Here is a 23773-nt window from a genome sequence, read left to right as displayed (position 1 = left end):
CGCAGTGAACGTAAAAAATACTATCGGGGCATGCCTCTGTGCATCGCTCTCTGGGGGATTGATGGATCTTTGGACGGCCTTGCAGGCACTGATTCTAGGAGTTGTAGAGGGGCTGACGGAGTTTTTGCCCATTTCCAGTACCGGACACCAGATCATTGTTGCCGACTTGCTCGATTTCGGAGGCGAGCGGGCCATGGCGTTCAACATCATCATCCAGCTTGGTGCGATTCTCGCGGTGGTCTGGGAATTCCGACGCAAGATTCTCAACGTGGTCATTGGCCTGCCGACCCAGCCAAGTGCGCGGCGTTTCACCGCCAACCTGCTGATCGCCTTCCTGCCCGCCGTGGTGCTGGGTGTGGTCTTCGCCGACTTGATTCACCACTACCTGTTCAACCCGATCACCGTGGCCGCCGCGCTGGTGGTGGGCGGCATCGTGATGTTGTGGGCCGAGCAGCGTCAGCATGAAGTGCACGCCGAAACGGTCGACGAGATTCGCTGGACGGATGCGCTGAAGATCGGCTTCGCCCAGTGCCTGGCGATGATCCCCGGCACTTCGCGCTCCGGCTCGACCATCATCGGCGGCCTGTTGTTCGGCCTGTCGCGCAAGACCGCCACCGAGTTCTCGTTCTTCCTGGCGATGCCGACCATGGTCGGTGCGGCGGTGTATTCGGGCTATAAGTACCGCGACCTGTTCGTACCGGCGGACTTCCCGGTCTTCGCCATCGGTTTCGTCACCGCGTTCATCTTCGCGATGATCGCGGTGCGCGGCCTGCTCAAGTTCATCGGCAGCCACAGCTATGCGGCGTTTGCCTGGTACCGGATCGTCTTCGGTCTGGTGATTCTGGCAACGTGGCAGTTCGGCTGGGTCGACTGGACGGCAGCCAAGCCATGAGCGACTCCCGCGCACGCCGCCCGGATCGCGGTCCTTCCGGTGGCAATATCCAGCACTTGAAATTGAAACTGGTGGTGCTGCTGATCGTCTGCGCGTTGCCACTGTTCGGCTCATTGTCGATGTGGCTGCGCGGGATTTCCCTGGTACCGCTGACGGCTTACGGGCTGGTCAGCGTGCTGGCGTTTTTCCTGTACTGGGCGGACAAGCGCAAGGCGCGCGCCGACGCCTGGCGCACACCGGAAAACATCCTGCACGCGGTGGAACTGGCCGGTGGCTGGCCGGGCGCGTTGATCGCCCAGCAGGTGTTCCGGCACAAGACGCGCAAGGTGTCGTTTCAGGTGTTGTTCTGGATGATTGTGGCTTTGCATCAGGTGTTCTGGATCGATCAGTTGTTTCTCGGTTCGAACCTCCTGGCGTTGTTCTAAAGCAGCAGCCCGACCTGCACGCGCTTGGGCAGCTTGCTGACCACCAGTTGGTGGGAACGCTGCAGCAAGCCTTGCAGTTCCTCGGCGCCCAGCGGGTAGGGCGGGTGCATGATGATCCATTGCGCCCGGGCAAGGTACGGCGCCGGGTGAATGCCCGGCCGGTCGCAATGACCGAGAAACAGGTCCTTGTCGACCTTGAACGCCAGCGAATCACCGCGCAGTCCCTGCAAGGCGAACATCTTGTTGCCAGCAATCGAAAACACCCGCACGCCACCCCATTTGTAGTCTTCCCTGGCACCGGGCAGGGCCAGGCAGAAGTCCGCGACATCCTGTTCGCTCATCTTTCCTTGTTTCATAACAGCCGTTCTCCACAGGCATTGAACGATTCGACCAGATGATCGATCCATGCGCGCACCGCCGGCATCACCCCGCGCCGATGCGGATACACCGCTTGCAGCCAGCCGCCGGGCAGTGACCAATCAGGCAACAACTGCACCAGCGTGCCGTTGTTCAGTTCCGTTTCGCAATACATCATCGGCAGCAGGGTGAAACCCTGGCCGGCCAGCACACAGGCCTTGCGCACGATGAAGTCGTCGATGCCCAGTCGTGCCTCCAGCGCCAGATCGCAACTCTTGCCGTGCTGATCGAGCAGGCGCACATGCACCATGCGATCGGCCTCCAGGGCGCCCAGCACCGGCAGGTTCTTCAAGTCCTGCGGATGATTGATTTCCACGCCCTGTATAAGGGAAGGGCTTGCGACCACCACCATCTGCGCCTGACGCAGGCGGCGGGTCACCAGCATCGGTTCTTCATCGCCGTGTTCGCGCACGCGCAGGGCCACGTCGATGCCTTCGGTGATCAGGTCGACCCGTCGATTGATCAGGGTGACTTCCAGTTGCACCTGAGGATATTTGCCAAGGAAATTGCTGATCACCACCGGGAGCATTTCATGGGCCAGCCCCGTGGGACTGGAAACCCGCAAGCGTCCGCGAGGCTCGCTGGACATGCTGGCCACTGTTTCATCGGCCATTTCCGCTTCCAGCAGCATGGCCTGACAGTGACGCAGATAGCGTTCGCCGACCGCCGTCAGCTTCAATTGGCGGGTGGTGCGTTGCAGCAAACGTGCGCCAAGGCGTTCTTCCAGCTCGGCGATGCGCCGCGACAGGCGTGACTTGGGAATGCCGAGCAAGCGGCCGGCGGCGGCGAAACCGCCAGCCTCCACCACTTTGGCGAAATAGTAGAGATCGTTGAGGTCTTGCATGGGGAAATCCGACTGTTCTATCAGTGGGACAAACTATCGCATTGTTGCCGTCTAATCAGCTATTGGTTTCGTCGGTAGGATTGTCTCCATTCCGTCGCCACCGGCGATTCATTCCAGGAGATTCCACATGAAACTGCTGCACATCGATTCGAGCATTCTGGGCGACAACTCCGCTTCCCGTCAGCTGAGCAGTCAAGTCACTAAAGCCTGGCAAGCCGCCGAGCCAAGCGCTGTTGTGACCTACCGCGATCTGGCCGCTGATGCCATCAGCCACTTCTCGTCGACCACCCTGGTTGCCGCCGGCACCACCGCTGAACTGCGCAACGCCGCACAACAGCACGAAGCCGAACTGAGCGCCACCACCCTGGCCGAATTCATCGCCGCTGACGCCATCGTCGTCGCTGCACCGATGTACAACTTCACCGTGCCGACCCAGCTCAAAGCCTGGATCGACCGCATCGCCGTCGCCGGCCAGACCTTCCGTTACACCGAAGCCGGCCCTGAAGGCCTGTGCGGCGGCAAGAAAGTAGTGATCGTTTCCACCGCTGGCGGCATCCACGCCGGTCAAGCTTCGGGCGTGGCACACGAAGACTACCTGAAACTGGTCTTTGGCTTCCTCGGCATCACCGACATCGAAGTCGTGCGTGCCGAAGGCCTGGCCTACGGTGAAGAAGTGCGCAACAACGCCATGAGCGCCGCTCAGGCGAAGATCAGCGAGCAGCTGTTCGCCGCCGCGTAAGGCTTGCGTAAAGAACAGCTCCTGTTCAGGCAAATCTCCAAAAACTCTGTATTCTGGTTCCGCAAGGGCCAGATACGGAGTTTTTTGTTTCTGACTGTTACATAATCTGGCCCGGGTTATGCAGTCTGATGATCAACGTCTGAGTGCAACGCCGCGCCGGGTTACCGAATTTCGGATTTTCGGGCGTCGAACACAACGGATCTTTCGATTGAGTAACAACAGGGTGGGGCATCCCATGATGCGTCTTTGTGCAGCGTTACTGATTTGCCTGCTCGGCAGCCTGAATTCAGTGCACGCTGCGCCCGGGCAGCACCCGCGCTGGAGCGTCGGCTATCACGAGATGACATTCCTCGATCCGCTCGACCTGCAACCGATGCGCGCCATCGCGTTCTATCCCTCCAGCGACCGCGAACACCTGAGCCTGCTCGAAGGCTATTCGGTCGAGGCCGGCAAAGACACCAAAGTCGCCATCGGCCGTTTCCCGATGCTGATGCTCTCTCACGGCAACACCGGCACGCCGCTGGCGCTGCACGACCTGGCTACGTCAATGGCACGCAAGGGGTTCGTGGTGGTGGCGGTGATTCACCCCGGCGATAACTCCAAGGATCACAGCCGCCTCGGCACGTTGAGCAATCTCTACGGCCGGCCGATCCAGATTTCCGAAGCCATTACCGCCACGCTGGGCGACCGCATGCTCGCGCCGTACGTGAACGCCGAGCAGGTTGGCGTAATCGGCTATTCGGCGGGCGGCGAAACGGCGTTGATTCTGTCCGGCGCGCAGCCGGATCTGGATCGCCTGCGCCGTTACTGCCAGGAGCGCCCGGACGACCGCGACGCCTGCAACACCCAGGGCGAGCTGATTGTCGACCGCGACGATCTGCAACCGGTGGCCGATCCGCGCGTGCATGCGTTGCTGCTGATGGCGCCGCTGAGCCTGAAGTTTGGTCGTCACACTTTGGCTGATGTGCATGTGCCGGTGCTGCTCTACAGCGGTGATGGCGACAAACTGGTGGCCTTCGATAAAAACGCTGCCGCCCTGGCGCGCAAGCTGCCGACCGCACCCGACTTCAAATTGCTGGCCGGGGCAGGGCACTTCGTGTTCATGGCGCCATGCAATGAAGAGCAGATCCGGGCGATGCCGGCGCTGTGCACCGACGCGGACGGGGTCGATCGAGAAGACATCCACCGCAACCTGATTTCCGAGGCCGGACGGTTCTTCTCCCATGCCTTGGGCAGGCCGACCCGCGCGGGGATGCAGACGGCGGATCAGTGAGCGTTTACGCCATGGCCCGGCGCTTGAGCAGCAAGGTCAATCCCAGTCCGGTCACGGACAGCAGCGCCGCACTGAAGAAAATCCACGAATAGCCCAGATTCAGCGCCACCGCGCCCATCAACGGCCCGGCAATCGCCAGCGCCAGATCGAAAAACACCGCATAAGCACTCAACCCGGCGCCACGACTGGAGTTGGGCACCTGCTTGATCGCCTCGACGCCCAGCGCGGGGTATACCAGCGACAGGCCGAACCCGGCCAGACCGGCGCCGACCAAGGCATACGCGGTCGAGGGCGCCAGCCACAGCATGACCAGGCCGACAGTTTCGATGGTCATGCAGGCAATCGCCGAGGTGAATCCGCCAAAACGGCCGATGGCGGAAATGAACAGCAGCCGCGAAAGGATGAAACACACACCGAACACCGTCAGGCAATACGCAGCGCCGCTCCAGCCGCGATTGAGGTAATACAGGGTGATGAAGGTGGTCAGCGTGCCATAGCCAATCGACGCCAGGCTCAGACTGGCGCCGAACGGCGCAATCCGTCCGAACACCGCCCAGAACGGCAGGCGTTCACCGCGTACCACCGGCACCGAGGGCTTATTGCGGATCAGCAGCAAGGCGCCGGCCGCGAGTAGCGACAGCGCAATGCCAAGGCTTTCGAAGCCATAGTCGGCGACCATCACCACGCCCAACGGCGCGCCAATGGCAATCGCGCCATAGGACGCGATGCCGTTCCACGAAATCGAGCGCGCGGTGTGTTCGGCACCGACCTGGCCCATGCACCAACTGATGGTGCCGACGCCGATCAGGCCCTGGGCAATCCCCAGCAACAGGCGCCCGACAATCAGGATCGACAGGCTCAACAGCGGCAAGCTCTGCAGCAACGTCGAAACCAGCGTCAGCACACCGCTGAGCACAATCCCCGACAAACCATAAACAATCGCCCGTTTGGTGCCGATGGTGTCCGACATGCGCCCGGCCATTGGCCGGCTGAGCAGGGTAGCCAGGTATTGCGAACCGATCACCAGCCCCGCGATCACGGCACTGAAACCCAATTGTTCGTGCACGTAGCCGGGCAGCACCGCAATCGGCAGGCCGATGCAGAGGAAGGCAATAAAGGTATAGAAAACGATGGAGACGATCTGCAGGGTGATCGCCATGGAGCTTTGCGGTGGCTGTTGCTGCGCAGACATGAGGACTCGTTCGCGGGCGGCGGTGGGAGAGTCCGCATCATGGCGTGGCGCTGGATTAAAAGGAAGCAGGCTAACGATCTTTTCCTCGACGAAAAAAAAGCCCTGTCACAAGGACAGGGCTTTCTGTTTACCGCTCGATTCGACTTAGAACACCACGCCTTGGCTGCGCAGGTAGTCGTCGTAGGTGCCGCTGAAGTCGGTCACGCCGTTCGGGCTCAGCTCGATGATGCGGGTGGCCAGGGACGATACGAACTCACGGTCGTGGCTGACGAAGATCAGCGTGCCCGGATAGTTTTCCAGCGCCAGGTTCAGCGCCTCGATCGACTCCATGTCCAGGTGGTTGGTCGGTTCGTCCATCACCAGCACGTTCGGCTTTTGCAGGATCAGCTTGCCGAACAGCATACGACCTTGCTCACCACCGGAAATCACCTTCACCGACTTCAGGATCTCGTCGTTGGAGAACAGCATGCGACCGAGGGTGCCACGGATCACTTGTTCGCCCTGAGTCCACTGACCCATCCAGTCGAACAGGCTGACGTCGTCTTCGAAATCGTGGGCGTGGTCCTGAGCGTAGTAGCCCAGCTCCGCGCTTTCGGTCCACTTCACCGAACCGGCGTCCGGGGTCAGTTCGCCCATCAGCGTGCGCAGCAGGGTGGTCTTGCCGATACCGTTCGGGCCGATGATGGCTACGCGCTCGCCGGCTTCAACGGTGAAACTGAAGTTCTTGAACAGGGTCTTGCCGTCGAAGCCCTTGGACATCTGCTCGATGGTCACGGCCTGGCGGTGCAGCTTCTTGGTCTGTTCGAAACGGATGAACGGGCTCACGCGGCTCGATGGCTTGACTTCGGCCAGCTGGATCTTGTCGATCTGCTTGGCGCGGGAAGTGGCCTGCTTGGCTTTCGAGGCGTTGGCCGAGAAGCGGCTGACGAACGTTTGCAGTTCGGCAATCTGGGCTTTCTTCTTGGCGTTGTCCGACAGCAGTTGCTCGCGGGACTGAGTCGCCGCGGTCATGTACTCGTCGTAGTTGCCCGGGAACAGACGCAGCTCGCCGTAGTCCAGGTCGGCCATGTGGGTGCAGACGCTGTTCAGGAAGTGACGGTCGTGGGAAATGATGATCATGGTGCTGTTACGCGCCGTCAAAATCGTTTCCAGCCAGCGGATGGTGTTGATGTCCAGATGGTTGGTCGGTTCGTCGAGCAGCAGCACTTCCGGATCGGAGAACAGTGCCTGAGCCAACAGAACGCGGAGTTTCCAGCCCGGCGCGACTTCGGTCATCGGGCCGAAATGCTGTTCCAGCGGAATACCCAGACCCAGCAGCAGTTCACCGGCGCGGGATTCGGCCGTATAGCCGTCCATCTCGGCGAACTCGGTTTCCAGCTCGGCCACGGCCATGCCGTCTTCTTCGCTCATTTCCGGCAGCGAGTAGATGCGGTCGCGCTCGGCCTTGACCTTCCACAGCTCTTCGTGACCCATGATCACCGTGTCGATCACGGTGAATTCTTCGTAGGCGAACTGATCCTGGCGCAATTTACCCAGGCGTACATTAGGCTCCAGCATGACCTGGCCGCCGGACGGCTCGAGGTCGCCGCCGAGGATCTTCATGAAGGTCGACTTGCCGCAACCGTTGGCGCCGATCAGGCCGTAGCGGTTGCCGCCGTTGAATTTGACCGAAACGTTTTCAAACAGCGGCTTGGCGCCGAACTGCATGGTGATGTTAGCTGTAGAAATCAAAGGTTTTTCCTGCGAAGCGTGCTGAGTAGCGAGGGTGCAGCCGGAGCGCTTGGCCCGAGTCGAAGTGCGCTGAGGCGGGGCAATCCCGTCATCAACCAAGGGGGGCGCGTAAAGTTTGGCGGCGATTGTACTGGTCTGGCTCTTTAAACGATAGGGCGGTGACATTCCGATTGCCGGTTGGTGCTATCGCGAGACAGTTTTTCACAGATGAAGGTTCACTATTGGTTACAAACTGTGGCTAAAATGCCATCCATTCACCCAATGCCTTGTCCGGCATGGGCTCAAGGATGCGCCACCGGGACGTTTTTTTTGATTTCAGACCACTGCCACAGACCTTGGGCCACAGCCCGAAAGGCGCGCAGTTTGTTCACTTCTGACGTGTGACGATTTCCGTGAAACTCATCATTGCCGCTGTATATGTCATTTCCATTGCGTACGTTCACCTGCGCGGTCGCGTACGCCACAAACTCGGTCGTCAACTGAGCGATCACTCCTCGTTCCTGGCACCGATCAACTGCTTCCTTTATCTGTTCTCGAAAAAGCCCAACACGCCTTACCTTGATCCAAAGGACTTTCCCGATCTGACTCCGTTGCAGACCCACTGGGAAGAAATCCGTGAAGAAGGTCGTAACCTGCTGCGTGCCGGCGAGATCAAGCGCTCTAACCAGTACGACGACGTCGGTTTCAACTCGTTCTTCAAGACTGGCTGGAAGCGTTTCTACCTGAAGTGGTACGGCGACAGCCACCCGTCGGCGCTGCAACTGTGCCCGCGCACCACCGAACTGGTGCAGAGCATCGGCTCGATCAAGGCTGCGATGTTCGCCGAGCTGCCGCCGGGCTCGAAACTGGTGCGTCACCGCGACCCATACGCCGGTTCGTACCGCTATCACCTTGGCCTGGAAACGCCGAACGACGCCGGTTGCTACATCAACGTCGATGGCGAGAATTATCACTGGCGTGATGGCGAAGCGGTGATGTTCGACGAGACGTTCATTCATTACGCGGAAAACACCACCGACCAGAACCGCATCATCCTGTTCTGTGACATCGAGCGCCCGATGAAGTATCGCTGGGCGGCGGCGTTCAACCGCTGGTTCAGCCGCACCGTGATGTCGGCGGCCGGTGCGCCGAACGATGCGGGTGACCGCACCGGTGGCATTAACCGGTTATTTACCAAGATCTACAAGATTCGCCTGCGCGGAAAAGAGCTGAAAAAGCGCAATCGCAAACTCTACTACATGGAAAAGTGGGCGATCTTCGGCGGTCTGCTGGCGATCTTCATCCTGATCTGACGAATCGGGCGACTGTTGAAAGACAGTCGCCCGATTTCATTTTCACGACGCTTTTTTGGTCTTCTTCGCCGCTGTTGTCTTGCTGGCCGTCTTCTTCGCCGGTTTGGCCGGGGCTTTCCCGCCGAGGCTGCGCTTGAGCAGTTCGGTCAGGTCAATAACATCGGCCGATTTGCGCTCTTCTTCAGCGGAAACGGTTTCAACGTCTTCGATCTTGCCTTCATGGGCCTTCTTGTCCACCAGCGCCATGATTTTGTCTTCGAACTCGTCGTTGTAATCCTCGGGCGTCCAGTCCGCTGTCATGTCTTCCACCAGCCGTTTGGCCATGTCCAGCTCGCCCTTGGCCAGTTGCGGCTTGGTCACTTCGCTGCCCAGCTCAAGTTCGTCCAGGCTGCGCACTTCCTGCGGCCAGCGCAACTTCACCAGCACCAGCGCCGACTCCAGAGGCATCAGCGCCGCCAGGTATTGGCGCGTATGTAAAACCACTCGGGCGAGGGCGACCTTCCGGGTTTTGCTCAGGGTTTCACGCAGCAAGGCATAGACCTTGCCGCCACGCTTGTCCGGCGCCAGGTAATAGGGCGTGTCGATGTTCTGCAGCGGGATCTGTTCACTGTCGACAAAGGCGAAGATATCGATGGTCTGGGTTGAAACCGGGTGTGCCGAGCGGATTTCTTCTTCGCTGAGCACCACATAGCGGCCCTTTTCGAACTGCACACCTTTGACGATGTGCTCCTTGGTGACTTCCTTGCCGGTCACCTTGTTGACCCGTTTATAGCCGACCGGGTCCATGCTGCGGCTGTCGAGCCAGTCGAAGTCGACGCCTTGGGATGACGTCGCCGAGACCAGCGCCACGGGGATGTGGACCAGACCGAAACTGATTGCGCCTTTCCAGATTGCCCGAGCCATGTGCTGTTCTCCGAGTGATGTTCGGGTGACCCGTGGCCCGGCGTAAAAGTTTCCGTTGTTTGCTGGGGGCCGCTAAACGTCAGGTCAAGCCGTGTTACATCTTGTTTAGCGGTGACGGGTTAACAAATGCGAACCCACGGCGTAGCGTGGACTCGAAGGCTCTAGTCCCTGCGCACCGAAAGAGGCCGTTCATGAACCGTTTCCTGCTTGGCATTGCGTTGCTCGCCCTCAGTGGCGGGCTGGTTCACGCCGATGGCGCAATAAGCCATACATCGCTGCTGCTGGCACAAAGTCCGACCGGCAACAGTAACAACCCCTACAACAGCCCGATCCGCCGGGCGAACCCCAACAGCATGCAGGGCACCCAGCCCAGCGCTCCGCCTGTTCGCGGGCCGAATACGGTGCCCGTACCACGGCCGCCGACCCTGGAGAATCGCGGTATCGGCAATGGTCAGCCGCTGCGCTCCGTGCCGAGCACGCCACCCACCTTCATCCCCAACCCTCCAGCCCGTGACAGCGGGAGCAACCGTTGAATGGCAGAACCGCTTCTGTCAGCCCTTCAAACGAACAAAAGGAATCGTGCATGTTGCGTAAAACCCTTCTGGCCGGCCTGTGTGCCAGTGCACTGATCGCCGCCCCGGCATTCGCCGCCGCTCCCAAAGAGCTGCAAAGCGAGCAGGGCACCCTTGAAGTCACAACGATTACCCAGGGCCTCGAGCATCCATGGGCTCTGGCCTTCCTTCCTGATCGCCAGGGCATGCTGGTGACCGAACGTCCCGGTAACCTGCGCGTGGTGGATGCCGACGGCAAGCTGTCTGCGCCGATCACCGGTGTGCCAGACGTCTGGGCCAAGGGGCAGGGCGGATTGCTCGATGTGGTGCTGTCACCGGATTTCAAACAGGATCGCCTCGTGTACCTGTCGTACGCCGAGGGCGGCGGTGCGGGTGACAAGGCCGGAACGGCGGTGGGGCGCGGGCGCCTGTCGGACGACCTGAAAACCCTGAAGGACTTCAACGTGATTTTCCGTCAGGAACCGAAACTGTCGGTCGGCAATCACTTCGGCTCGCGGCTGGTGTTTGACCGGGACGGTTATCTGTTCATCACCCTGGGCGAAAACAACGACCGCCCGACCGCGCAGGACCTGGACAAGCTGCAAGGCAAGGTCGTGCGGATCTACCCCGACGGCAAGGTGCCGGACGACAATCCCTTTGTCGGCCAGCCCGGCGTGCGCCCGGAGATCTGGTCCTACGGCCACCGTAATCCCCAGGGCGCCGCACTCAATCCATGGACCGGCACCTTATGGGGAAACGAGCACGGCCCGCGTGGTGGCGATGAAGTGAACATCATCGAACGCGGCAAGAACTACGGTTGGCCGCTGGCAACCCACGGCATCAACTACTCCATGCAACCGATCCCGGAAGCCAAGGGCAAGACCGCCGAAGGCACGGTCGGGCCGCACCATGTCTGGGAAAAATCCCCGGGCGTCACCGGCATGGCGTTCTACGATGCCGACCGCTTCAAGCCGTGGCAGCATAATCTGTTCATCGGTGCGCTGGTGACGCAGGAGCTGATCCGCTTGCAGTTCGACGGCGACAAGGTGGTGCATGAAGAACGCTTGCTGGGCGAACTGAAGCAACGGATTCGTGATGTACGCCAGGGGCCGGATGGTTACCTGTATGTGCTGACCGATGAGTCCGACGGTTCGCTGTACAAGGTGGGACTCAAGTAGCCCCGTTCATGCGGGTGACCGCGCGTAGAGCACCACCGCCGCCCGCAACTTGCCACGACCAAAGCGGCACATTTTCTCGAACTCCCCATGGCTGACCGGCACGTGCTGGCAGTCCATGGGCTGGCGATGCTGGCTGTGGTCGACATCCGGGTCGTGCAGGTAAACGAAGTCCTCATCGCAGTCGGTGACGATCACCCAGTGCGGCGACTTGGAACGGGTTAGCCGATAGCTGCTGATCAGCACCAAGGGTTGACCACCGTTGGCCAGCAGCGTGGGTAAGTCCAGCGTTACGCCGATGACTTGATCGACATCGGTGTCGTTCAGTTGCGCCATGAACTCGTCATGGACCAGGCGCATGACGTCTTTTTTATGCGCATCGCGCACGCCGTCGAGAAACAGGGGCCCGGTCATGCTCAGTTGCAATCGCACTCCGAAACCCCGGCGCCAAGCCGCCAGAGCCAAGCCTTGCGGGCTGCAACCGCCATGGCCGGCCGTCATGAACACCGTGGTTGCCTCGCGCCACAACTGCAATTCCTCGCGCCGTTCCAGCAAGCGATCGGCCTTTAGCGCACCCATGGCCATCAGCAAGCAGGCCGGGCCGCAGGTGAAATCGGTGGTTTGTCGGTAATAGGGGACTTTGATGTTGCGCGAATCGTGGTGCTGGAGAATGCGTTTCTCCAGACGCAGCGCGTCGGCGTGATCCTCGTAGTAGTCATGGATCAGTGCAAAGCGCCGGTAGCCGTTACGCTCGTACAGGGCGATGGCGGCGGGGTTGTCGGTGCGCACTTCCAGCCGCAGATAGGCGCAGTCGTGCTCAAGCGCACAGGCCTCGATCCGTTGCAGCAATTGCTTGCCCAGACCACCGCCGCGCGCCTCGGGAGCAATCGCAATGGAATACAGACGGGCCAGCGAGGTGCCGCGATGAAACAGCACCAGCGCATAACCGGCCAGTTGACCCTCGCGTTCGGCCACCCACAATTGCCCGTGGGCCCGGGTGATCATCCATTGGAAACTGCGGCGTGTGAGCCGGTCCGTGGTGAAGCAGTGCATCTCCAGCGTGAGCAACGCTGGCAAATCATCAACGACCGCCAGGCGAAAAACAGCATTCATATGACCACCGTAAAAGTTGCGTAACGAAACGGGACTTTCGAAAAACTTCGTGCTTAATAGAAAAGGTCTTGTTCTCCAACGGATCAATTTCTATGTCAGCGGTACAGGGTCATTGGCGCGAAGTATCCAGTCAAAGTTTGCCACCGGCAACTTATTTAAAACCGCAGATCAGAACGTCCAGTCAAGTGTTGATCATCGTCGAACGCAAGGAAGACTGGGCCTCGTACTTTCCAAGCGAAGACATCCTGACGGCCCAGGAATATCTCGAACAACCGCCCGACAGCGAGCCGGGAAAACGGGTGCAGGTGATCAATCTGTGCCGCAGCTACAAGTACCTGGGCCACGGCTACTATTGCTCTCTGCTGGCGGAGGCTCGAGGGCACAAGGTGATTCCGTCGGTACGCACCATCAGCGAACTGACCCGAAAATCCCTTTACGGTCTGGCGCTGGATGACCTGGATAAAACCCTGGAAAAAGCCCTCAGCCATCATCTCTACAGCGACACTGAAGGTTTTACGCTGACACTTTATTTCGGCAGAACCCATATAGAGCCGTTGCAGGATCTGGCCCGGCAATTGTTTGAAGTATTCCCGTGTCCGATTCTGTTAGTTGAGTTTCGTCGAACTAACGGCTGGCACATCGAAGGTATAAAGTCTGGCGCCTTGCACAAGTTGCGCGACGATCAGGAGGATCAGTTCGCCAATGCGCTGGACGGCTTCAGTCGCAAGATCTGGCGTGTACCGCGTTCGCCGCAAGTGGCGCGATATGACCTGGCGATCCTGCATGATCCGCAGGAAGCCTTGCCGCCATCCAACGCCCGCGCACTGGAAAACTTCGTGCGGGTCGGCAAAAGCATGGGCATCGATGTCGAGCTGATCGAACGCAAGGACTACGCAAGGCTGGCCGAGTACGACGGCCTGCTGATCCGCGAGACCACCAGCGTCGACAACCACACTTATCGCTTCGCCAAGAAGGCCGAAAGTGAAGGGCTGGTGGTGATGGACGACCCGACGTCGATCCTGCGCTGCACCAACAAGGTCTATCTCACTGACCTGCTCAACAGCTATCAACTGGGCATGCCCGCCACGGAAATTCTCTACAAGGAGCGACCCGAAGACTTCGAACGGGTCGGCGAGCGCCTCGGTTTTCCGCTGGTACTGAAGATCCCCGACGGCTGTTTCTCCCGCGGCGTGATCAAGGTCGAGAGCCAACAGGCTTTGCTGGAGGCCACCGCCGAGCTGTTCGAACACTCGGTGCTGTTGCTGGCCCAGGAATTTTTCTACACCGAGTACGACTGGCGCATCGGCGTGCTCAACCGCAAACCGATCTTTGCCTGCCAGTACTTCATGTCCAAGGGCCATTGGCAGATCTACAACCACAAGGCCAAGGGCCAGGACGTCAACGGCGAATGCCGCACGCTGGCGATCCACGAAGCGCCGCGCGCGGTGGTGGAACTGGCGGTGAAGACCGCCAACCTGATCGGCGACGGCTTGTATGGCGTCGATCTGAAACAGGCCGGCGACAAAGTCGTGGTGATCGAGGTCAACGACAACCCGAACCTCGACGCGGGCATCGAAGACGCCTACCTGCAAGACGATCTGTATTCGCTGGTGCTGGAAGAATTCGTGCGCCGTCTCGAGCTCAAACGTCGTGGCCAGGCCTGGTGAGCGGCCGATGATCAACAGCTTTGCACTCAATCACGGCGCCTTGCAGCGGGTCGAGCGGCTGGACGCCGAGGTGATGCTGTTCAGCGACCTGGACGCCGCCGAGCGCGACTTGCTCCACAGTCACTTCAAACTCGATGAACACGCGCTGGCCTCGGCGCTCGACCCGGACGAGGTGTCACGGATCGAGTTTCACCCCGATCATCTGTTCCTGATCTGGAAACGCCCGGAAAACTATTCCGGGGGCGGCAGCCTGGCATTCGAGGTGTCGTCCTGTGGTTTGCTGTTCTCACCGGGTCAGTTGCTGGTCATCGCCACGGACGACACGCCGCTGCACGGTATTGGCACACGCAAGCCACTGAACACGCCGCTGGATGTGTTGCTGGATTTGCTGTTCAACAACATCCATCACTACCTCGGGCATCTGAAGGTGATCAAACTGGTCGCCCGGGAGTTGCAGCAGAAATTCAACGCCTCGATGCAGAACCAGCATCTGGTGCAAATGTTCAACCTTAGCGAAAGCCTGATCTATTACATCAACGCCTTGCACAGCAACGGCGCGGTGCTCACGCGGCTGCGCAATCACGCGGAAAAACAGCATTTCGGCAGCGAAGCGATCGGCCTTATCGACGACCTGATCATCGAAAACAACCAGTGCTACAAGCAGGCGGAAATCTATTCGACGGTGTTCTCCGGGCTGATCGACGCCCGTGGCAACCTGATGAACAACAGCATGAACAACCTGCTGCGCAAACTGACGCTGATCAACGTGGTGTTTCTGCCGCTCAACCTGATTGCCAGCATTGGCGGCATGTCGGAATTCAGCATGATGACCGCCGGCACGCCGTGGTGGGTGTCGTACCCGTTGTTTCTGGCAGCGATGCTGTTGGGGGCCGGCGGGATGCTGTTCGGGCTCAGGCGTCTGGCGAAATGACCGGTGCCGAACGCTTGCGATCCTGCAGGCCCCGGACCACCAGGTACAACAACGGCCCGACCGAAACAAATACCGCCGTCAGCAACAGATACGGCACCACCGACCAGCCCGACTGCCCGCGCTTGCGCGCATCCTTGTACATCCAGACGCCCGCCAGGGTTGCCAGCAGATAGAGATCGATCACCACCTGCGCGGTGTCGGGCCGCGACATCAGGCTGATGCCGAAGTCGATCAGCGACTGTTCCGCCTGAAGCATCACGGAGACGGTGTAGCCGCTGAAGGCAATCAACGCGGTGAGGGGCAGGGCGATGGACATCAGGTATTCCTTCCTTGGGCAGATGAGTCGGAATTTCAAGTTGCGCAGCTATCAGCCGTTGGCAGTTGCCAACGGCGTTGAAGCGTTCAGGGCAGCAGTGGGCGTAGAAAACTGCGCTCGTAGCTGATGATGAACTTCTTTTCGACCAGATCGGCCACCAACGCCGTGCTTTCCGGGTCGGTCAGTGCAATGTGGCGATAACTTTCGTAATCCGCCAGCGACGGGAAACTGAACAGGCAATACGCGATATTGCTCGCGCCTTCCGAGGGCAGGAAGTAACCATGATGCGTTCCTCCCAGCCGTTCGACGATGCCGAGCCAGGTCTTGGCGTAGGCTTCGAATGCGTCCAACTGATAGGGATCAATCACGTATCTGACGTGGCAGGTAATCAAGGCTGCGGCTCCTTTGCAGATTATTCAGGTATTGCCACGCCAATCTTGTCCGAAGCCGACCAGATACGGAAACGCACTTCAACGTCCTGCGGTGCGTAAACCACGATCGGCAGCTTGCTGTTGTAGCGCACGGTGAAACCGTCACCGATCACCGGCACGAATACGCGTTTTTTCTGGGTGCCGGGCGGGCAGGCCATCAGCGTGCTCATCGGGCCGCTGACTTTTTCCAGGCGGTAGAACGGATAGCCCCAGCCTTCGAGGTTTTTCTCTTCGAGGGTGCCGCCCAGACGCTGGCGGTTGCAATCGACTTCGAGGGTTTTGCCGGCGAGGATTTCGACTTTGAAGTTTTCTTCCTGAGCCTGTTGCGGCAGGTGGATGACCTGGCGCGTGAAGCCCGCTTCGGCCTTCGGATAAGGCGCGGTGTCTTCAAGCTTGGCGGCGTGGGCGAGGGTGGACAGGCTGGCGAGCATCAGGCCGGCCGTCGCGCGGACGGTGAAATTTCCCATTGAAGCCTCCTGGCGGGTGTACGTTGGTTGACGGGCATTCTCACTGTCGCAGGCGATGAATGCAAACCGCCAGCCGCTTGCAAATTGCAGTGCCTGCACGATCGAATCTTGCATTTTGCAACTGGCCAGTTGCCTGCGTTTTGGCCAAGTCATTGATTTGCAAGGAGGTGAATGCAACCTGATGAAAGGCACGTTTTATGCGTTTATTTGGTGCAGCGCACCGAGTTCGGGCGCCTACACTCCAATGGGCATTTCGCAGTACAGCCGCTTGTCACACCCAAGGATTCAGCGGGGACACACCCGTGGGAACCGTGGCATCGGTCGACGTGAATACTTGATTGGCAGTCTCACAGTAAGGAGAGGTTTCGCCATGTTTCTGTCTGCCTTGGAACTCCGCAACATCATTGAAAGCAGCTTTCTACCGAAACGCTGCCAGTGCACGCTGTCCCCGGATCTGTCGATGACCGTCAAGGTGTATGGCGATCACCAGACCGATCAGGTTGAGCTGCAGGTGAGTGGCATCGATGCCAGTCATTTGAACAGCTGTCGCGAAATCAACGGCCTGATCGCCGGGTTGCGCTCGGATCTTGCGCAACAAACGGCAACCCATCATTCAGTGCCGCGATCCCGAGTCGTCTAACCGACTGTTTCACCCAGTTCGACCGTCACGCGCCGGGCCTGCAAGAAGCCAAGGCCCAGCGCGAACTCGACCAGCACCGCGAGCAGAATCCCGGGGCCGGCGTGGCCGTTGAGCCATTCAGCAAACCCCAGCACCGCCAGGCCAACACAGCCGACGATAAAGCCGTTACTCAGCGCATTGCGCGCGATCGACACAGGCGCGTTGCGCACCAGATAAAACATCACCCCCAAGGCTGCAAACAGCACCGCGCTGCGTCGTGCGACGAATCCGGCTGCCTCCGAATACTCGATACTCCAGATCGCCAGCAACATCTGTGGCGCCAAACCCCAGGCCAGGGACAACAGAAAACACAGGGAGAAGGTGAGGGTCGACAACGTGCGAAACGACAACTGCATGGCGAATCCTTGCGGCAGTGAGGAGGGGCCCGAGCATACTCTTCGAGACCCGTGCTCGCCTACCGCAAAGCCGCAAATCAGAGCTTTCTGTCAGTTTTGGAAACTGCACGCGTCAGATAATTTCCGGTAACTGATTTCTTCCGGTTTACCGGTGTTGTCGAGGTACTTCATGTCGGCGGTGATGACCTTGCACTCCTGCGTCGGCGGCTCGGTCAGGGAAACCACTTTGGCTACGTGCAACGGCATGCCGTATTCATAGGGAACAGCCTTGGAAGTGTCATTGGCCTGGGCCAGCCCGGCAAACGCGGTGCAGGCGAGGGCGGTGGTGAGCAGGAACGGACGAATGTTCATGATGGACTCCGGTGCGACGGAAATGGAGTTCGGCATGTTGCAAGCCAAACCTGCCGCACTGGGCGTCAGCCAGGGGCTGAGGGTGTGCGGTTCAGTAAAGTTTTTGACCGCGGCGTTAAGCGATGGTTAACCGGGCTGAACGCCGGCTGTCTGGGCGGGATTGTTTCGTGGGGGAGTCTCGGCGGATTCCTACAAGGGTGGATGCCTTGTCTGCTTTCGGGGGCTGGAGTGGGGCGGTTATGGTTTGGCGTCGCTGCAAAATCAGCGACTTAGGTTTGGTCACCTGAAAAACTCGACACATCTGTGCCATGATTCGCGCCGCGGACATTCATGTCTTCGGAGTACATTGCTGTGGCGGCTGTGTGCAGGGGCGCCTTCGGGCGAGCTGATCGGGTTTCTCAGTTGACCAAGCCTTGCATACAGTCCGCCTCCCATCGTTTGGTCACGGTGTCGGCGGGTCATTGAAGCCTATCGAGTAATGACAATGCCAATACTGAAACTAAGCTCCGCTCGCTACCTCCCGCTCAACAGCGGCGTCACTGACAGCGCACCGCTGGTCATCGACACCCAAGCCAACCCAAAAGACCTCTTCGAAGCCGCCGTGCAACGTATCCGCGCCGCAGCCGACCTGCTCGAAACCCTGCACTGCCTGTGCTTCAAACACGCCGACGTCCAGGACATTCCCCACATCACCCATGCGCTGTACCTGCTGACGCAGGATGGCAGTGATTTGCTGCAGGTTGCGCAGCAGAAAATGTTGAACTGGACTGCACCTGCCTGACATCCGTAAGGATTTAACGGGAAACAGACTGTTTTCCCGTTAAACCCCACGTTTTCACTTCAAGCCATGCTGGCAGACGTAGAAGAAGGAATTTGCGCGAGACGCACAGACTCCTGGTTCTCACGATGTTCAGCCCATCTGTCGATGTGGATTTGCAACTCTGGCAGTGAGCTGCAATCGCCATAGAGGTCCGTCATCGTGAGTTTGGTTTTGCTCAGGGTGATCACCGTTTGCAGCGTACCCTCAAGGGCTTTGAGTTCTTTTTCATTGTGTCGAATGGCCTGGCGGATGGCTGTCTGGCGATCCTGAAGGTCCGACATGGTCGAGCGACGTTGCAGCGCAGTAGCGCGATCCTGGGGCCGGCTTTCGATTGTGCCGCCCGGGAACTCGGCACTGGCTTCACGCTGCCATTTCTCCAGTTCCGTGCGATACGTCTCGATTTCCAGCTTCAGACGATTGGACTCCGTCGTACTGATGATGTAGCCGCCGGTTTGCTGTGTGTCCTGCCAGCGGCGAAGCGATGCCCAACACGCTGGAATATAGCCGTCCAGCATCTTGTGGTCGGCGCCGTTGGCCGCCTGAGTCAAAAAGTTCTTGCGGTCTGGCGTGTCGTTGTTTTTCAGCTGCTTCAGACAGCGATTCATGGCGGCTTCTTCATAGCCTTCGCATCCCGGGGTCCACAGAACGGAGGAGAGCTGTCGGCCGGGCAGTTGCAATGGCATGAAATAGCGCTGCTCGCCATGGTGCCAGTAAGGCTTACCGCCGAAGCGCCCCATACCGACCGCCATAACCACTCCGCCTGCGGCTGGCGTCAGAACGCCGGATACCGTTGCGGCGAGGCCGGTGATCCAGATCGGTTTTTTGGTGTCCATCCAGCCGGCCGGGACGCTGGGAACCGGGTCGTTCTGGTTGACAATTCGGTGGTGAGTCAACCCGCTCGCTGACTCGACAAAATCTTTGTCACCGGCGCGGGGAGAACCGAAGGTATAGAGAATGACGTCATCGGTGATCTCGCGGTGCAGCCATTCGGAGAGCAGCAACGCGATGGCACCGCCGAGGCTGTGGCCGCAGACGAGGATTTTTTGGTCGGTGCGGAAGCGAAGAACGTAACGCTCGATGAATGGACGCAACGCCATGAATGCTTCGTAGAAACCTTGGTGCGCTTTACCCGTTCCACCCTCAATCGGCACTTGTTGGGCATCGACATCACGCCAGGCGTCCCAGCCTTCCGCTGTACCTCTCACACCGATGAGAATTACCCGGTCATCGTGAGTGGCATAGGCCTGGGTGTCGGTGTTCTTCCAGTCAGTGGAGCCCTTTCTCGAATCGTTGAAAAAGTGCACGCTCATTGGCGTTTCCAGCTCTTCACCGGAAGATGGGTCGTTTTGTGGGTAAAGCTCAGGGTCGAAAGGCACTATTTCCAGGCGCTTTGAATAGGGAACATCCTCGACCAGTGGGAACGATGGTTTCTTGGAGTCCGCGTAACTTGACGGCTCTTCGAAGCAAGCAAGGCAGGTATTCAGCACATGGCCAATGGTGCCGCGCTTGGGATAGGTGAACTCGAAATCTTTTTTGGGGGCTGTGTCAGGTTTTTCTGGCGTCTGACCAAAAGCACCGTAGCTCAATGTGGCGAGCAACGATAGTTGATACAAGTTCAGCGCACTAAACTCGGGGGCCAAAGACAAAAGTGGCCTGAACGCGCGCAAGGCGCGTACTTCGAGAACGTAATGTTTCTCAGGAAGTAGGCCCACTCCAAAACTTGGAACTTTGTCTCCAGCGAAATCACGGGCGAGTTTGGCGCAACCTGCGGGCACAGGGCTGGAAAGTTTGGCGGCAGGAGGCAAATGCTTGGTGAACTCGACAAGGTCGCGGACTTCGACGTTGTGATATTCGCCTTTTTCGGCCGAGGCGCGGTAAGCGCCTGTTTTGCCTGTGCTGTCGATTGGGCGTCTAAGTGTTTGCTCAGCGGCGGCTTGAAACTCAGTTACAGGTATATTGTAATAATCGCGACCTGAAATAAACTTATAAAATTTGTCTGCGCCATTATATGTTTTGTTTAATGTGAGAATCGCTGGGCCTGCATAACTGCCTTCTATTTTTGCATACCCATCTGCATCCAGTGTCCCAGATTTTTTTTCGCCTTCGGTGTCTGAAAGCTCATAGGATAGGCCCGCATATGGCTTGCCTTCTCCAAACTCGTCTACTAAACGGAAACTGATCCAGTTCCCTCTTAAAGGGCACGAACGTCGCTGATCGCTCAGTTGTGAAGCTTCATTTTTATCCATCGATTTAATCCCTTTAATTGCAGCCCGGATAAACCGTGCATTCCTTTCCATTCAGTTTGAAGGTTCTAAACTTGTCAGTTAGTCCACCGCAAAATCCATATGGATCATCCTGTCCCTCTCCGAGGCATGGCTTCCAGCCTTCGGGAACCTTTATCCATGTGTCATTTATCGCTGGGCGCTCTTCAGCTGAGAGCCGAAATTCTATTTTTACGGTTTTATTCGCCAATTCCGCTCTCTGAATTGCGCCACCTGGTTTACGCCGTTTAGACCTATTGTCGGAGATTTCCCAGTTTTCATTGGCTGCATAGCAGGACAGAATTTTCTCGACTTGTCCTTTTGTTATTTTTGAATTGCTGATTTTAAAGAGCCAGGAACATAGTCCTCTCTGCTCGACCGTTCTTTCGTGTGCTTCTGGATTGGCTCTGGTTTTTGTAGATGTTGCCGAAATACCTCCAGCCAACTCTAAATCACTATCCAGCGACCCCGTCCCATATCTGGCGCTCACCTCGTAGCTAACGCGCGTAAGCTCCATTGAACAATCAGCAATGTGGTACTCCAACGGAATGTCTGTGGATACTGTTTGCTCGATGTCTTTGGCGTCAGTTGTATTCGAATTTTGTTGCTGGCGAGTAACATTTCCACCGAGGCCTGGGCTGTAGGTCTCGCATTTTTCACCACTTTTAGGCGAGTAGATGGCTTTGGATGTGAAACCAAATTTAGCAGGAATCGTGGCAACTAACGTGAAGTGTTCCCGGCTGTAATAGCTGGTAGCTCCTTCAACGGAGTCCTTAGCAATCTGTCCCGCAAAGCTGCATGCACCTACCAATGGCAGAGCAAGGAAGAACACGGCTTGAGGACCACATGAAAAATACTTGCTAGTCATGAACTACTCCCTGTTCAACGCAATTAGGATAGATGGTGCACTCGCGTTTATTCATTTTGAAGGTTCTGAAGTTTCTGTTGTTTTTAGTGCAGAATCCATAAGGGTCATTGAGCCCATCTCCAAGGCAAGGCTTCCAGCCTTCAGGAAATTTCAGCCAAGTATCGCCCACCGATGGATACTCTTCAGTGGATAGGCGAAAGTCGACTTTTACAGTTTTCCCAACTAATTGACTTCTTGCGAAGGAGCCACCCGGGTTACGTTTTTCGTATTTTTTCTTTGAGACTGACCAGCGTTCATCGGCGGCCTTACATGAGAGAAGCTTTTCTATTTCGTCGAGTTTTGCCTTGGACTTGCTGATCTGAAACATCCAAGCGCAGAGTCTTCTTTGTTCAATAAGATCTGGAACTGGCGTTTCAACGACGCTTGGCGGTGCTTCGCTTACTGATAGTCCCCCAGCCACTGCCAACCCGTGGTCCCAAGCGTCCGGCCCATAAGTCGCATTTACTTCATAAATAACCCCACCAAGCTCCATAGAACAATCTGCAATATGAAACTCCAGTGGTATTTTAGTGGACACTGTCTGCGCTACATTCTTTGCCACCGTGTTATTGGACATCTGTTGTTCACGAGTCACCATTCCACCCAGCCCAGGACTGTACTTTAAGCAGCTTTCACCCGCCTTCGGGTAATAGTGGGCCTTGGAGGTGAAGCCAAACTTGGCAGGCACCGTAGCAACAAGCGTGAAATGATCCCACGAGTAGTAACTCACGCTGCTTTCAGCCATCTGACGCGCGAAGCTGCAACCACCGAGTATTGGCACCGCCGCGACTGCAATCCACAGTCGAGTCCTCAAGCCGTGGCACCTGCTTTCGGATCCGCGAACACGCGTTGGCATCGGTCGAAGTGTTGTTCCGGCGTTTCCCCGGGGATGGGCTCCCAGGCAATGTCAGCGGCGCAGGGTGGCGAAAGGCGCAGGCTCAGCATCAGCTGTCGTTGCTCTTCGGTTCGCCAGCCCCACTCATCAAGCAAATCCATCTGTTCTTCCAGCCATTCACTGACCACGCGGGTTTCTGCCAGTGCAGCGGCGGCGTCGACGTGGTAAGTCAGCAACCAGCGCTTGAGGTTGTCACGCAGGATGCTTCTGGCCTGTTCGCCTGACTCGGGAGTACGGAGCCACGGCGCGGGATTCGGTACCGGATACAGATCCGGTCTGGCGTTGGCCGCGCTCTTCCACTGATCTTCATCCCAATACAGCACACTGCTGATCGGTCCGAGCAGCAGCGGCCATTCAGTTTCTTTCATGTTGGCCAGGCAACGGGCGAGTACGCGGTTGTCCTGAAAGCGGAACAGTGAGCGGTCGCCATCCTCATCGATGACCATGCGTGCGATCCAGTGCTGGGTCAGGCTGTCGAGATCGGCCTTGTCCATGCTGCCGATCCAGCCCCAGTTACGCTGTGGATCATCCAGCAGCTTGCGGAACGCTTCGTTGCCCGAGTTTTCGAGTTCAGTCAGCCATGGGCTGATGGACGCGAACTGGGCGAACTCGGTACGTCGGTAGAGTTGCACCGAGCGCTGCATTACACCGGCGCTGTACAACGGCGTGACCGGGTTCGGTTCGGCGAGGCTGTCGAGAGCGAGGATCAGGACGCGATTGAAGCGAGACTGTTCGCCCAGCCAGTTATTGAACGCATCACTCATGCCACGACTCCCAGATCACATTTGCCTTCGCGGCAGGCCTCACAGATAGGGCAGCGGGTGTCACCGGCCTTGCGCGCAGCTTTGGCCAATGCCATTTGGGCGGCAGCCGGGACGAGCAAGGCGCCAGCCTTGTCTTTGGCCGCTAGCCACGGGATAACGGGTTCGAGAATCCCGATGCCTGTTCCGACACCCGGCGCACCGCCGGTGTTGGCCTTCACTTCCGCACCGCTGATGGTCACGCCACCCGCATCGACCTTGACGAAACTGCCGCCAGCCTTGGCCGTCAGCTCCATACCACCCTCGATCACGACCTTGTCGCCGGCGTGGTAGTGAATCTCCGTGCCCGCTTCCACGAACTGCCCGGTGCCGACCTTCACATGC

At 58.4% G+C, this 23773-nt stretch carries 27 protein-coding genes and 1 pseudogene; 12 read left to right on the top strand and 16 right to left on the bottom strand.

Going from position 1 to position 23773, the window contains the following annotated elements:
* The first annotated feature begins 61 nt into the window (after positions 1-61).
* Together ACTJK9_RS00380 and ACTJK9_RS00375 are read left to right on the top strand one after the other, a co-directional pair.
* A complete protein-coding gene (locus ACTJK9_RS00380) occupies positions 62-892 on the top strand; it encodes an undecaprenyl-diphosphate phosphatase (protein WP_440811237.1) in 831 nt (276 codons plus the stop codon).
* Entirely contained in the window at positions 889-1317 is a 429-nt protein-coding gene (locus ACTJK9_RS00375; protein ID WP_039768201.1) for a DUF1294 domain-containing protein, read from the top strand. Before ACTJK9_RS00380 ends, ACTJK9_RS00375 begins: the two co-directional genes overlap by 4 nt.
* Here ACTJK9_RS00375 and ACTJK9_RS00370 read toward each other — a convergent pair.
* Positions 1314-1673 carry an MmcQ/YjbR family DNA-binding protein gene (locus ACTJK9_RS00370; RefSeq protein WP_085745773.1) on the bottom strand — a complete coding sequence of 120 codons (360 nt, stop codon included), beginning with the start codon at positions 1671-1673 and terminating at the stop codon, positions 1314-1316. The genes ACTJK9_RS00375 and ACTJK9_RS00370 overlap by 4 nt on opposite strands.
* Complete coding sequence (locus ACTJK9_RS00365) at positions 1670-2578, bottom strand: LysR substrate-binding domain-containing protein (protein WP_440811236.1); 909 nt, start codon at positions 2576-2578, stop codon at positions 1670-1672. The genes ACTJK9_RS00370 and ACTJK9_RS00365 overlap by 4 nt, the downstream gene beginning before the upstream one ends.
* 127 nt (positions 2579-2705) lie before the next feature.
* On the opposite strand from ACTJK9_RS00365, the gene ACTJK9_RS00360 reads away from it, so the two are divergent.
* Complete coding sequence (locus ACTJK9_RS00360; RefSeq protein ID WP_039768205.1) at positions 2706-3317, top strand: FMN-dependent NADH-azoreductase; 612 nt, start codon at positions 2706-2708, stop codon at positions 3315-3317.
* A gap of 235 nt (positions 3318-3552) precedes the next feature.
* The gene (locus ACTJK9_RS00355) at positions 3553-4590 is read left to right on the top strand and encodes an alpha/beta hydrolase family protein (RefSeq protein ID WP_440811233.1); all 1038 of its coding nucleotides are present in this window, start codon (positions 3553-3555) and stop codon (positions 4588-4590) included.
* Between the two features lie 4 nt (positions 4591-4594).
* On the opposite strand, the gene ACTJK9_RS00350 is transcribed toward ACTJK9_RS00355, so the two are convergent.
* Positions 4595-5782 carry an MFS transporter gene (locus tag ACTJK9_RS00350; protein ID WP_085611671.1) on the bottom strand — a complete coding sequence of 396 codons (1188 nt, stop codon included), beginning with the start codon at positions 5780-5782 and terminating at the stop codon, positions 4595-4597.
* A 144-nt stretch (positions 5783-5926) separates the two neighbouring features.
* Entirely contained in the window at positions 5927-7513 is a 1587-nt protein-coding gene (locus ACTJK9_RS00345; protein WP_039768209.1) for an ABC-F family ATPase, read from the bottom strand.
* A 392-nt stretch (positions 7514-7905) separates the two neighbouring features.
* On the opposite strand from ACTJK9_RS00345, the gene lpxO reads away from it, so the two are divergent.
* On the top strand, positions 7906-8805 hold the full coding sequence (gene lpxO, locus ACTJK9_RS00340) for a lipid A hydroxylase LpxO (protein ID WP_039768931.1): 900 nt from the start codon (positions 7906-7908) through the stop codon (positions 8803-8805).
* Positions 8806-8847: 42 nt separating this feature from the next.
* On the opposite strand, the gene ku is transcribed toward lpxO, so the two are convergent.
* Positions 8848-9708 (bottom strand): non-homologous end joining protein Ku, encoded by an 861-nt coding sequence (ku, locus tag ACTJK9_RS00335; RefSeq protein ID WP_085611670.1) that lies wholly within the window; start codon positions 9706-9708, stop codon positions 8848-8850.
* Positions 9709-9899: 191 nt separating this feature from the next.
* Here ku and ACTJK9_RS00330 point away from each other — a divergent pair, with 191 nt between their 5' ends.
* The gene (locus ACTJK9_RS00330; protein WP_163975123.1) at positions 9900-10241 is read left to right on the top strand and encodes a hypothetical protein; all 342 of its coding nucleotides are present in this window, start codon (positions 9900-9902) and stop codon (positions 10239-10241) included.
* 50 nt (positions 10242-10291) lie between these two features.
* Entirely contained in the window at positions 10292-11437 is a 1146-nt protein-coding gene (locus ACTJK9_RS00325; protein ID WP_440811231.1) for a PQQ-dependent sugar dehydrogenase, read from the top strand.
* A 6-nt stretch (positions 11438-11443) separates the two neighbouring features.
* Here ACTJK9_RS00325 and ACTJK9_RS00320 read toward each other — a convergent pair whose 3' ends face one another.
* Positions 11444-12547, bottom strand: a complete 1104-nt coding sequence (locus ACTJK9_RS00320; RefSeq protein ID WP_440811229.1) for a GNAT family N-acetyltransferase/peptidase C39 family protein — start codon at positions 12545-12547, stop codon at positions 11444-11446.
* Positions 12548-12639: 92 nt separating this feature from the next.
* On the opposite strand from ACTJK9_RS00320, the gene ACTJK9_RS00315 reads away from it, so the two are divergent.
* Positions 12640-14214, top strand: a complete 1575-nt coding sequence (locus tag ACTJK9_RS00315; RefSeq protein WP_440811227.1) for a RimK family protein — start codon at positions 12640-12642, stop codon at positions 14212-14214.
* A gap of 7 nt (positions 14215-14221) precedes the next feature.
* Positions 14222-15145, top strand: coding sequence for a magnesium transporter CorA family protein (locus ACTJK9_RS00310; RefSeq protein ID WP_440811226.1), 924 nt, complete (start codon positions 14222-14224; stop codon positions 15143-15145).
* Here ACTJK9_RS00310 and ACTJK9_RS00305 read toward each other — a convergent pair.
* From ACTJK9_RS00305 to eco, 3 genes are all read right to left on the bottom strand, one after another.
* Positions 15126-15464 carry a DUF2834 domain-containing protein gene (locus ACTJK9_RS00305; RefSeq protein WP_440811836.1) on the bottom strand — a complete coding sequence of 113 codons (339 nt, stop codon included), beginning with the start codon at positions 15462-15464 and terminating at the stop codon, positions 15126-15128. The two genes, ACTJK9_RS00310 and ACTJK9_RS00305, sit on opposite strands and share 20 nt — an antisense overlap.
* An 83-nt stretch (positions 15465-15547) precedes the next feature.
* Positions 15548-15853 carry an NIPSNAP family protein gene (locus tag ACTJK9_RS00300; RefSeq protein WP_039768220.1) on the bottom strand — a complete coding sequence of 102 codons (306 nt, stop codon included), beginning with the start codon at positions 15851-15853 and terminating at the stop codon, positions 15548-15550.
* Between the two features lie 20 nt (positions 15854-15873).
* Positions 15874-16359 carry a serine protease inhibitor ecotin gene (gene eco, locus ACTJK9_RS00295; RefSeq protein ID WP_011334035.1) on the bottom strand — a complete coding sequence of 162 codons (486 nt, stop codon included), beginning with the start codon at positions 16357-16359 and terminating at the stop codon, positions 15874-15876.
* 370 nt (positions 16360-16729) lie between these two features.
* Between eco and ACTJK9_RS00290 the strand changes: the two genes are divergently transcribed.
* Positions 16730-16999 carry a DUF1652 domain-containing protein gene (locus tag ACTJK9_RS00290; protein ID WP_039768222.1) on the top strand — a complete coding sequence of 90 codons (270 nt, stop codon included), beginning with the start codon at positions 16730-16732 and terminating at the stop codon, positions 16997-16999.
* On the opposite strand, the gene ACTJK9_RS00285 is transcribed toward ACTJK9_RS00290, so the two are convergent.
* The gene (locus ACTJK9_RS00285) at positions 16996-17394 is read right to left on the bottom strand and encodes a hypothetical protein (RefSeq protein ID WP_221399645.1); all 399 of its coding nucleotides are present in this window, start codon (positions 17392-17394) and stop codon (positions 16996-16998) included. The two genes, ACTJK9_RS00290 and ACTJK9_RS00285, sit on opposite strands and share 4 nt — an antisense overlap.
* Positions 17395-17484: 90 nt before the next feature.
* Entirely contained in the window at positions 17485-17745 is a 261-nt protein-coding gene (locus ACTJK9_RS00280; RefSeq protein WP_064381740.1) for a DUF2790 domain-containing protein, read from the bottom strand.
* Between ACTJK9_RS00280 and ACTJK9_RS00275 the strand changes: the two genes are divergently transcribed.
* Both ACTJK9_RS00275 and ACTJK9_RS00270 read left to right on the top strand, forming a co-directional pair.
* Complete coding sequence (locus ACTJK9_RS00275) at positions 17738-17875, top strand: hypothetical protein (protein WP_221399647.1); 138 nt, start codon at positions 17738-17740, stop codon at positions 17873-17875. The genes ACTJK9_RS00280 and ACTJK9_RS00275 overlap by 8 nt on opposite strands.
* A 354-nt stretch (positions 17876-18229) precedes the next feature.
* Complete coding sequence (locus tag ACTJK9_RS00270) at positions 18230-18526, top strand: hypothetical protein (RefSeq protein ID WP_085611665.1); 297 nt, start codon at positions 18230-18232, stop codon at positions 18524-18526.
* A 59-nt stretch (positions 18527-18585) separates the two neighbouring features.
* On the opposite strand, the gene ACTJK9_RS00265 is transcribed toward ACTJK9_RS00270, so the two are convergent.
* From ACTJK9_RS00265 to ACTJK9_RS00245, 5 genes and pseudogenes are all read right to left on the bottom strand, one after another.
* A complete protein-coding gene (locus ACTJK9_RS00265; protein ID WP_440811224.1) occupies positions 18586-20811 on the bottom strand; it encodes a lipase family protein in 2226 nt (741 codons plus the stop codon).
* A gap of 13 nt (positions 20812-20824) precedes the next feature.
* Entirely contained in the window at positions 20825-21694 is an 870-nt protein-coding gene (locus tag ACTJK9_RS00260) for a hypothetical protein (RefSeq protein WP_085611663.1), read from the bottom strand.
* The gene (locus ACTJK9_RS00255) at positions 21687-22547 is read right to left on the bottom strand and encodes a hypothetical protein (RefSeq protein WP_440811221.1); all 861 of its coding nucleotides are present in this window, start codon (positions 22545-22547) and stop codon (positions 21687-21689) included. Before ACTJK9_RS00255 ends, ACTJK9_RS00260 begins: the two co-directional genes overlap by 8 nt.
* On the bottom strand, positions 22544-23392 hold the full coding sequence (locus tag ACTJK9_RS00250; RefSeq protein WP_221399649.1) for a DUF4123 domain-containing protein: 849 nt from the start codon (positions 23390-23392) through the stop codon (positions 22544-22546). Before ACTJK9_RS00250 ends, ACTJK9_RS00255 begins: the two co-directional genes overlap by 4 nt.
* Positions 23389-23773, bottom strand: a pseudogene (locus ACTJK9_RS00245) (type VI secretion system tip protein VgrG); the annotation flags it as partial. The pseudogene ACTJK9_RS00245 and the gene ACTJK9_RS00250, both read right to left, overlap by 4 nt.

Source organism: Pseudomonas sp. 22082 (assembly GCF_052046055.1).
Classification (GTDB): Bacteria; Pseudomonadota; Gammaproteobacteria; order Pseudomonadales; family Pseudomonadaceae; genus Aquipseudomonas; species Aquipseudomonas pharyngis.
Note: the sequence above shows the minus strand (reverse complement) of the source record. Positions and strands in the feature narration are given on the sequence as shown.

What these genes read in the sequence shown, in the direction of transcription:
- ACTJK9_RS00380 (WP_440811237.1), top strand. Translation starts at nt 62, where the DNA reads ATGGATCTTTGGACGGCCTTGCAGGCACTGATTCTAGGAGTTGTAGAG.
- ACTJK9_RS00375 (WP_039768201.1), top strand. Translation starts at nt 889, where the DNA reads ATGAGCGACTCCCGCGCACGCCGCCCGGATCGCGGTCCTTCCGGTGGC.
- ACTJK9_RS00370 (WP_085745773.1), bottom strand. Translation starts at nt 1,673, where the DNA reads ATGAAACAAGGAAAGATGAGCGAACAGGATGTCGCGGACTTCTGCCTG.
- ACTJK9_RS00365 (WP_440811236.1), bottom strand. Translation starts at nt 2,578, where the DNA reads ATGCAAGACCTCAACGATCTCTACTATTTCGCCAAAGTGGTGGAGGCT.
- ACTJK9_RS00360 (WP_039768205.1), top strand. Translation starts at nt 2,706, where the DNA reads ATGAAACTGCTGCACATCGATTCGAGCATTCTGGGCGACAACTCCGCT.
- ACTJK9_RS00355 (WP_440811233.1), top strand. Translation starts at nt 3,553, where the DNA reads ATGATGCGTCTTTGTGCAGCGTTACTGATTTGCCTGCTCGGCAGCCTG.
- ACTJK9_RS00350 (WP_085611671.1), bottom strand. Translation starts at nt 5,782, where the DNA reads ATGTCTGCGCAGCAACAGCCACCGCAAAGCTCCATGGCGATCACCCTG.
- ku (WP_085611670.1), bottom strand. Translation starts at nt 9,708, where the DNA reads ATGGCTCGGGCAATCTGGAAAGGCGCAATCAGTTTCGGTCTGGTCCAC.
- ACTJK9_RS00330 (WP_163975123.1), top strand. Translation starts at nt 9,900, where the DNA reads ATGAACCGTTTCCTGCTTGGCATTGCGTTGCTCGCCCTCAGTGGCGGG.
- ACTJK9_RS00325 (WP_440811231.1), top strand. Translation starts at nt 10,292, where the DNA reads ATGTTGCGTAAAACCCTTCTGGCCGGCCTGTGTGCCAGTGCACTGATC.
- ACTJK9_RS00320 (WP_440811229.1), bottom strand. Translation starts at nt 12,547, where the DNA reads ATGAATGCTGTTTTTCGCCTGGCGGTCGTTGATGATTTGCCAGCGTTG.
- ACTJK9_RS00315 (WP_440811227.1), top strand. Translation starts at nt 12,640, where the DNA reads ATGTCAGCGGTACAGGGTCATTGGCGCGAAGTATCCAGTCAAAGTTTG.
- ACTJK9_RS00310 (WP_440811226.1), top strand. Translation starts at nt 14,222, where the DNA reads ATGATCAACAGCTTTGCACTCAATCACGGCGCCTTGCAGCGGGTCGAG.
- eco (WP_011334035.1), bottom strand. Translation starts at nt 16,359, where the DNA reads ATGGGAAATTTCACCGTCCGCGCGACGGCCGGCCTGATGCTCGCCAGC.
- ACTJK9_RS00290 (WP_039768222.1), top strand. Translation starts at nt 16,730, where the DNA reads ATGTTTCTGTCTGCCTTGGAACTCCGCAACATCATTGAAAGCAGCTTT.
- ACTJK9_RS00285 (WP_221399645.1), bottom strand. Translation starts at nt 17,394, where the DNA reads ATGCAGTTGTCGTTTCGCACGTTGTCGACCCTCACCTTCTCCCTGTGT.
- ACTJK9_RS00275 (WP_221399647.1), top strand. Translation starts at nt 17,738, where the DNA reads ATGTTCATGATGGACTCCGGTGCGACGGAAATGGAGTTCGGCATGTTG.
- ACTJK9_RS00280 (WP_064381740.1), bottom strand. Translation starts at nt 17,745, where the DNA reads ATGAACATTCGTCCGTTCCTGCTCACCACCGCCCTCGCCTGCACCGCG.
- ACTJK9_RS00270 (WP_085611665.1), top strand. Translation starts at nt 18,230, where the DNA reads ATGCCAATACTGAAACTAAGCTCCGCTCGCTACCTCCCGCTCAACAGC.
- ACTJK9_RS00265 (WP_440811224.1), bottom strand. Translation starts at nt 20,811, where the DNA reads ATGGATAAAAATGAAGCTTCACAACTGAGCGATCAGCGACGTTCGTGC.
- ACTJK9_RS00260 (WP_085611663.1), bottom strand. Translation starts at nt 21,694, where the DNA reads ATGACTAGCAAGTATTTTTCATGTGGTCCTCAAGCCGTGTTCTTCCTT.
- ACTJK9_RS00250 (WP_221399649.1), bottom strand. Translation starts at nt 23,392, where the DNA reads ATGAGTGATGCGTTCAATAACTGGCTGGGCGAACAGTCTCGCTTCAAT.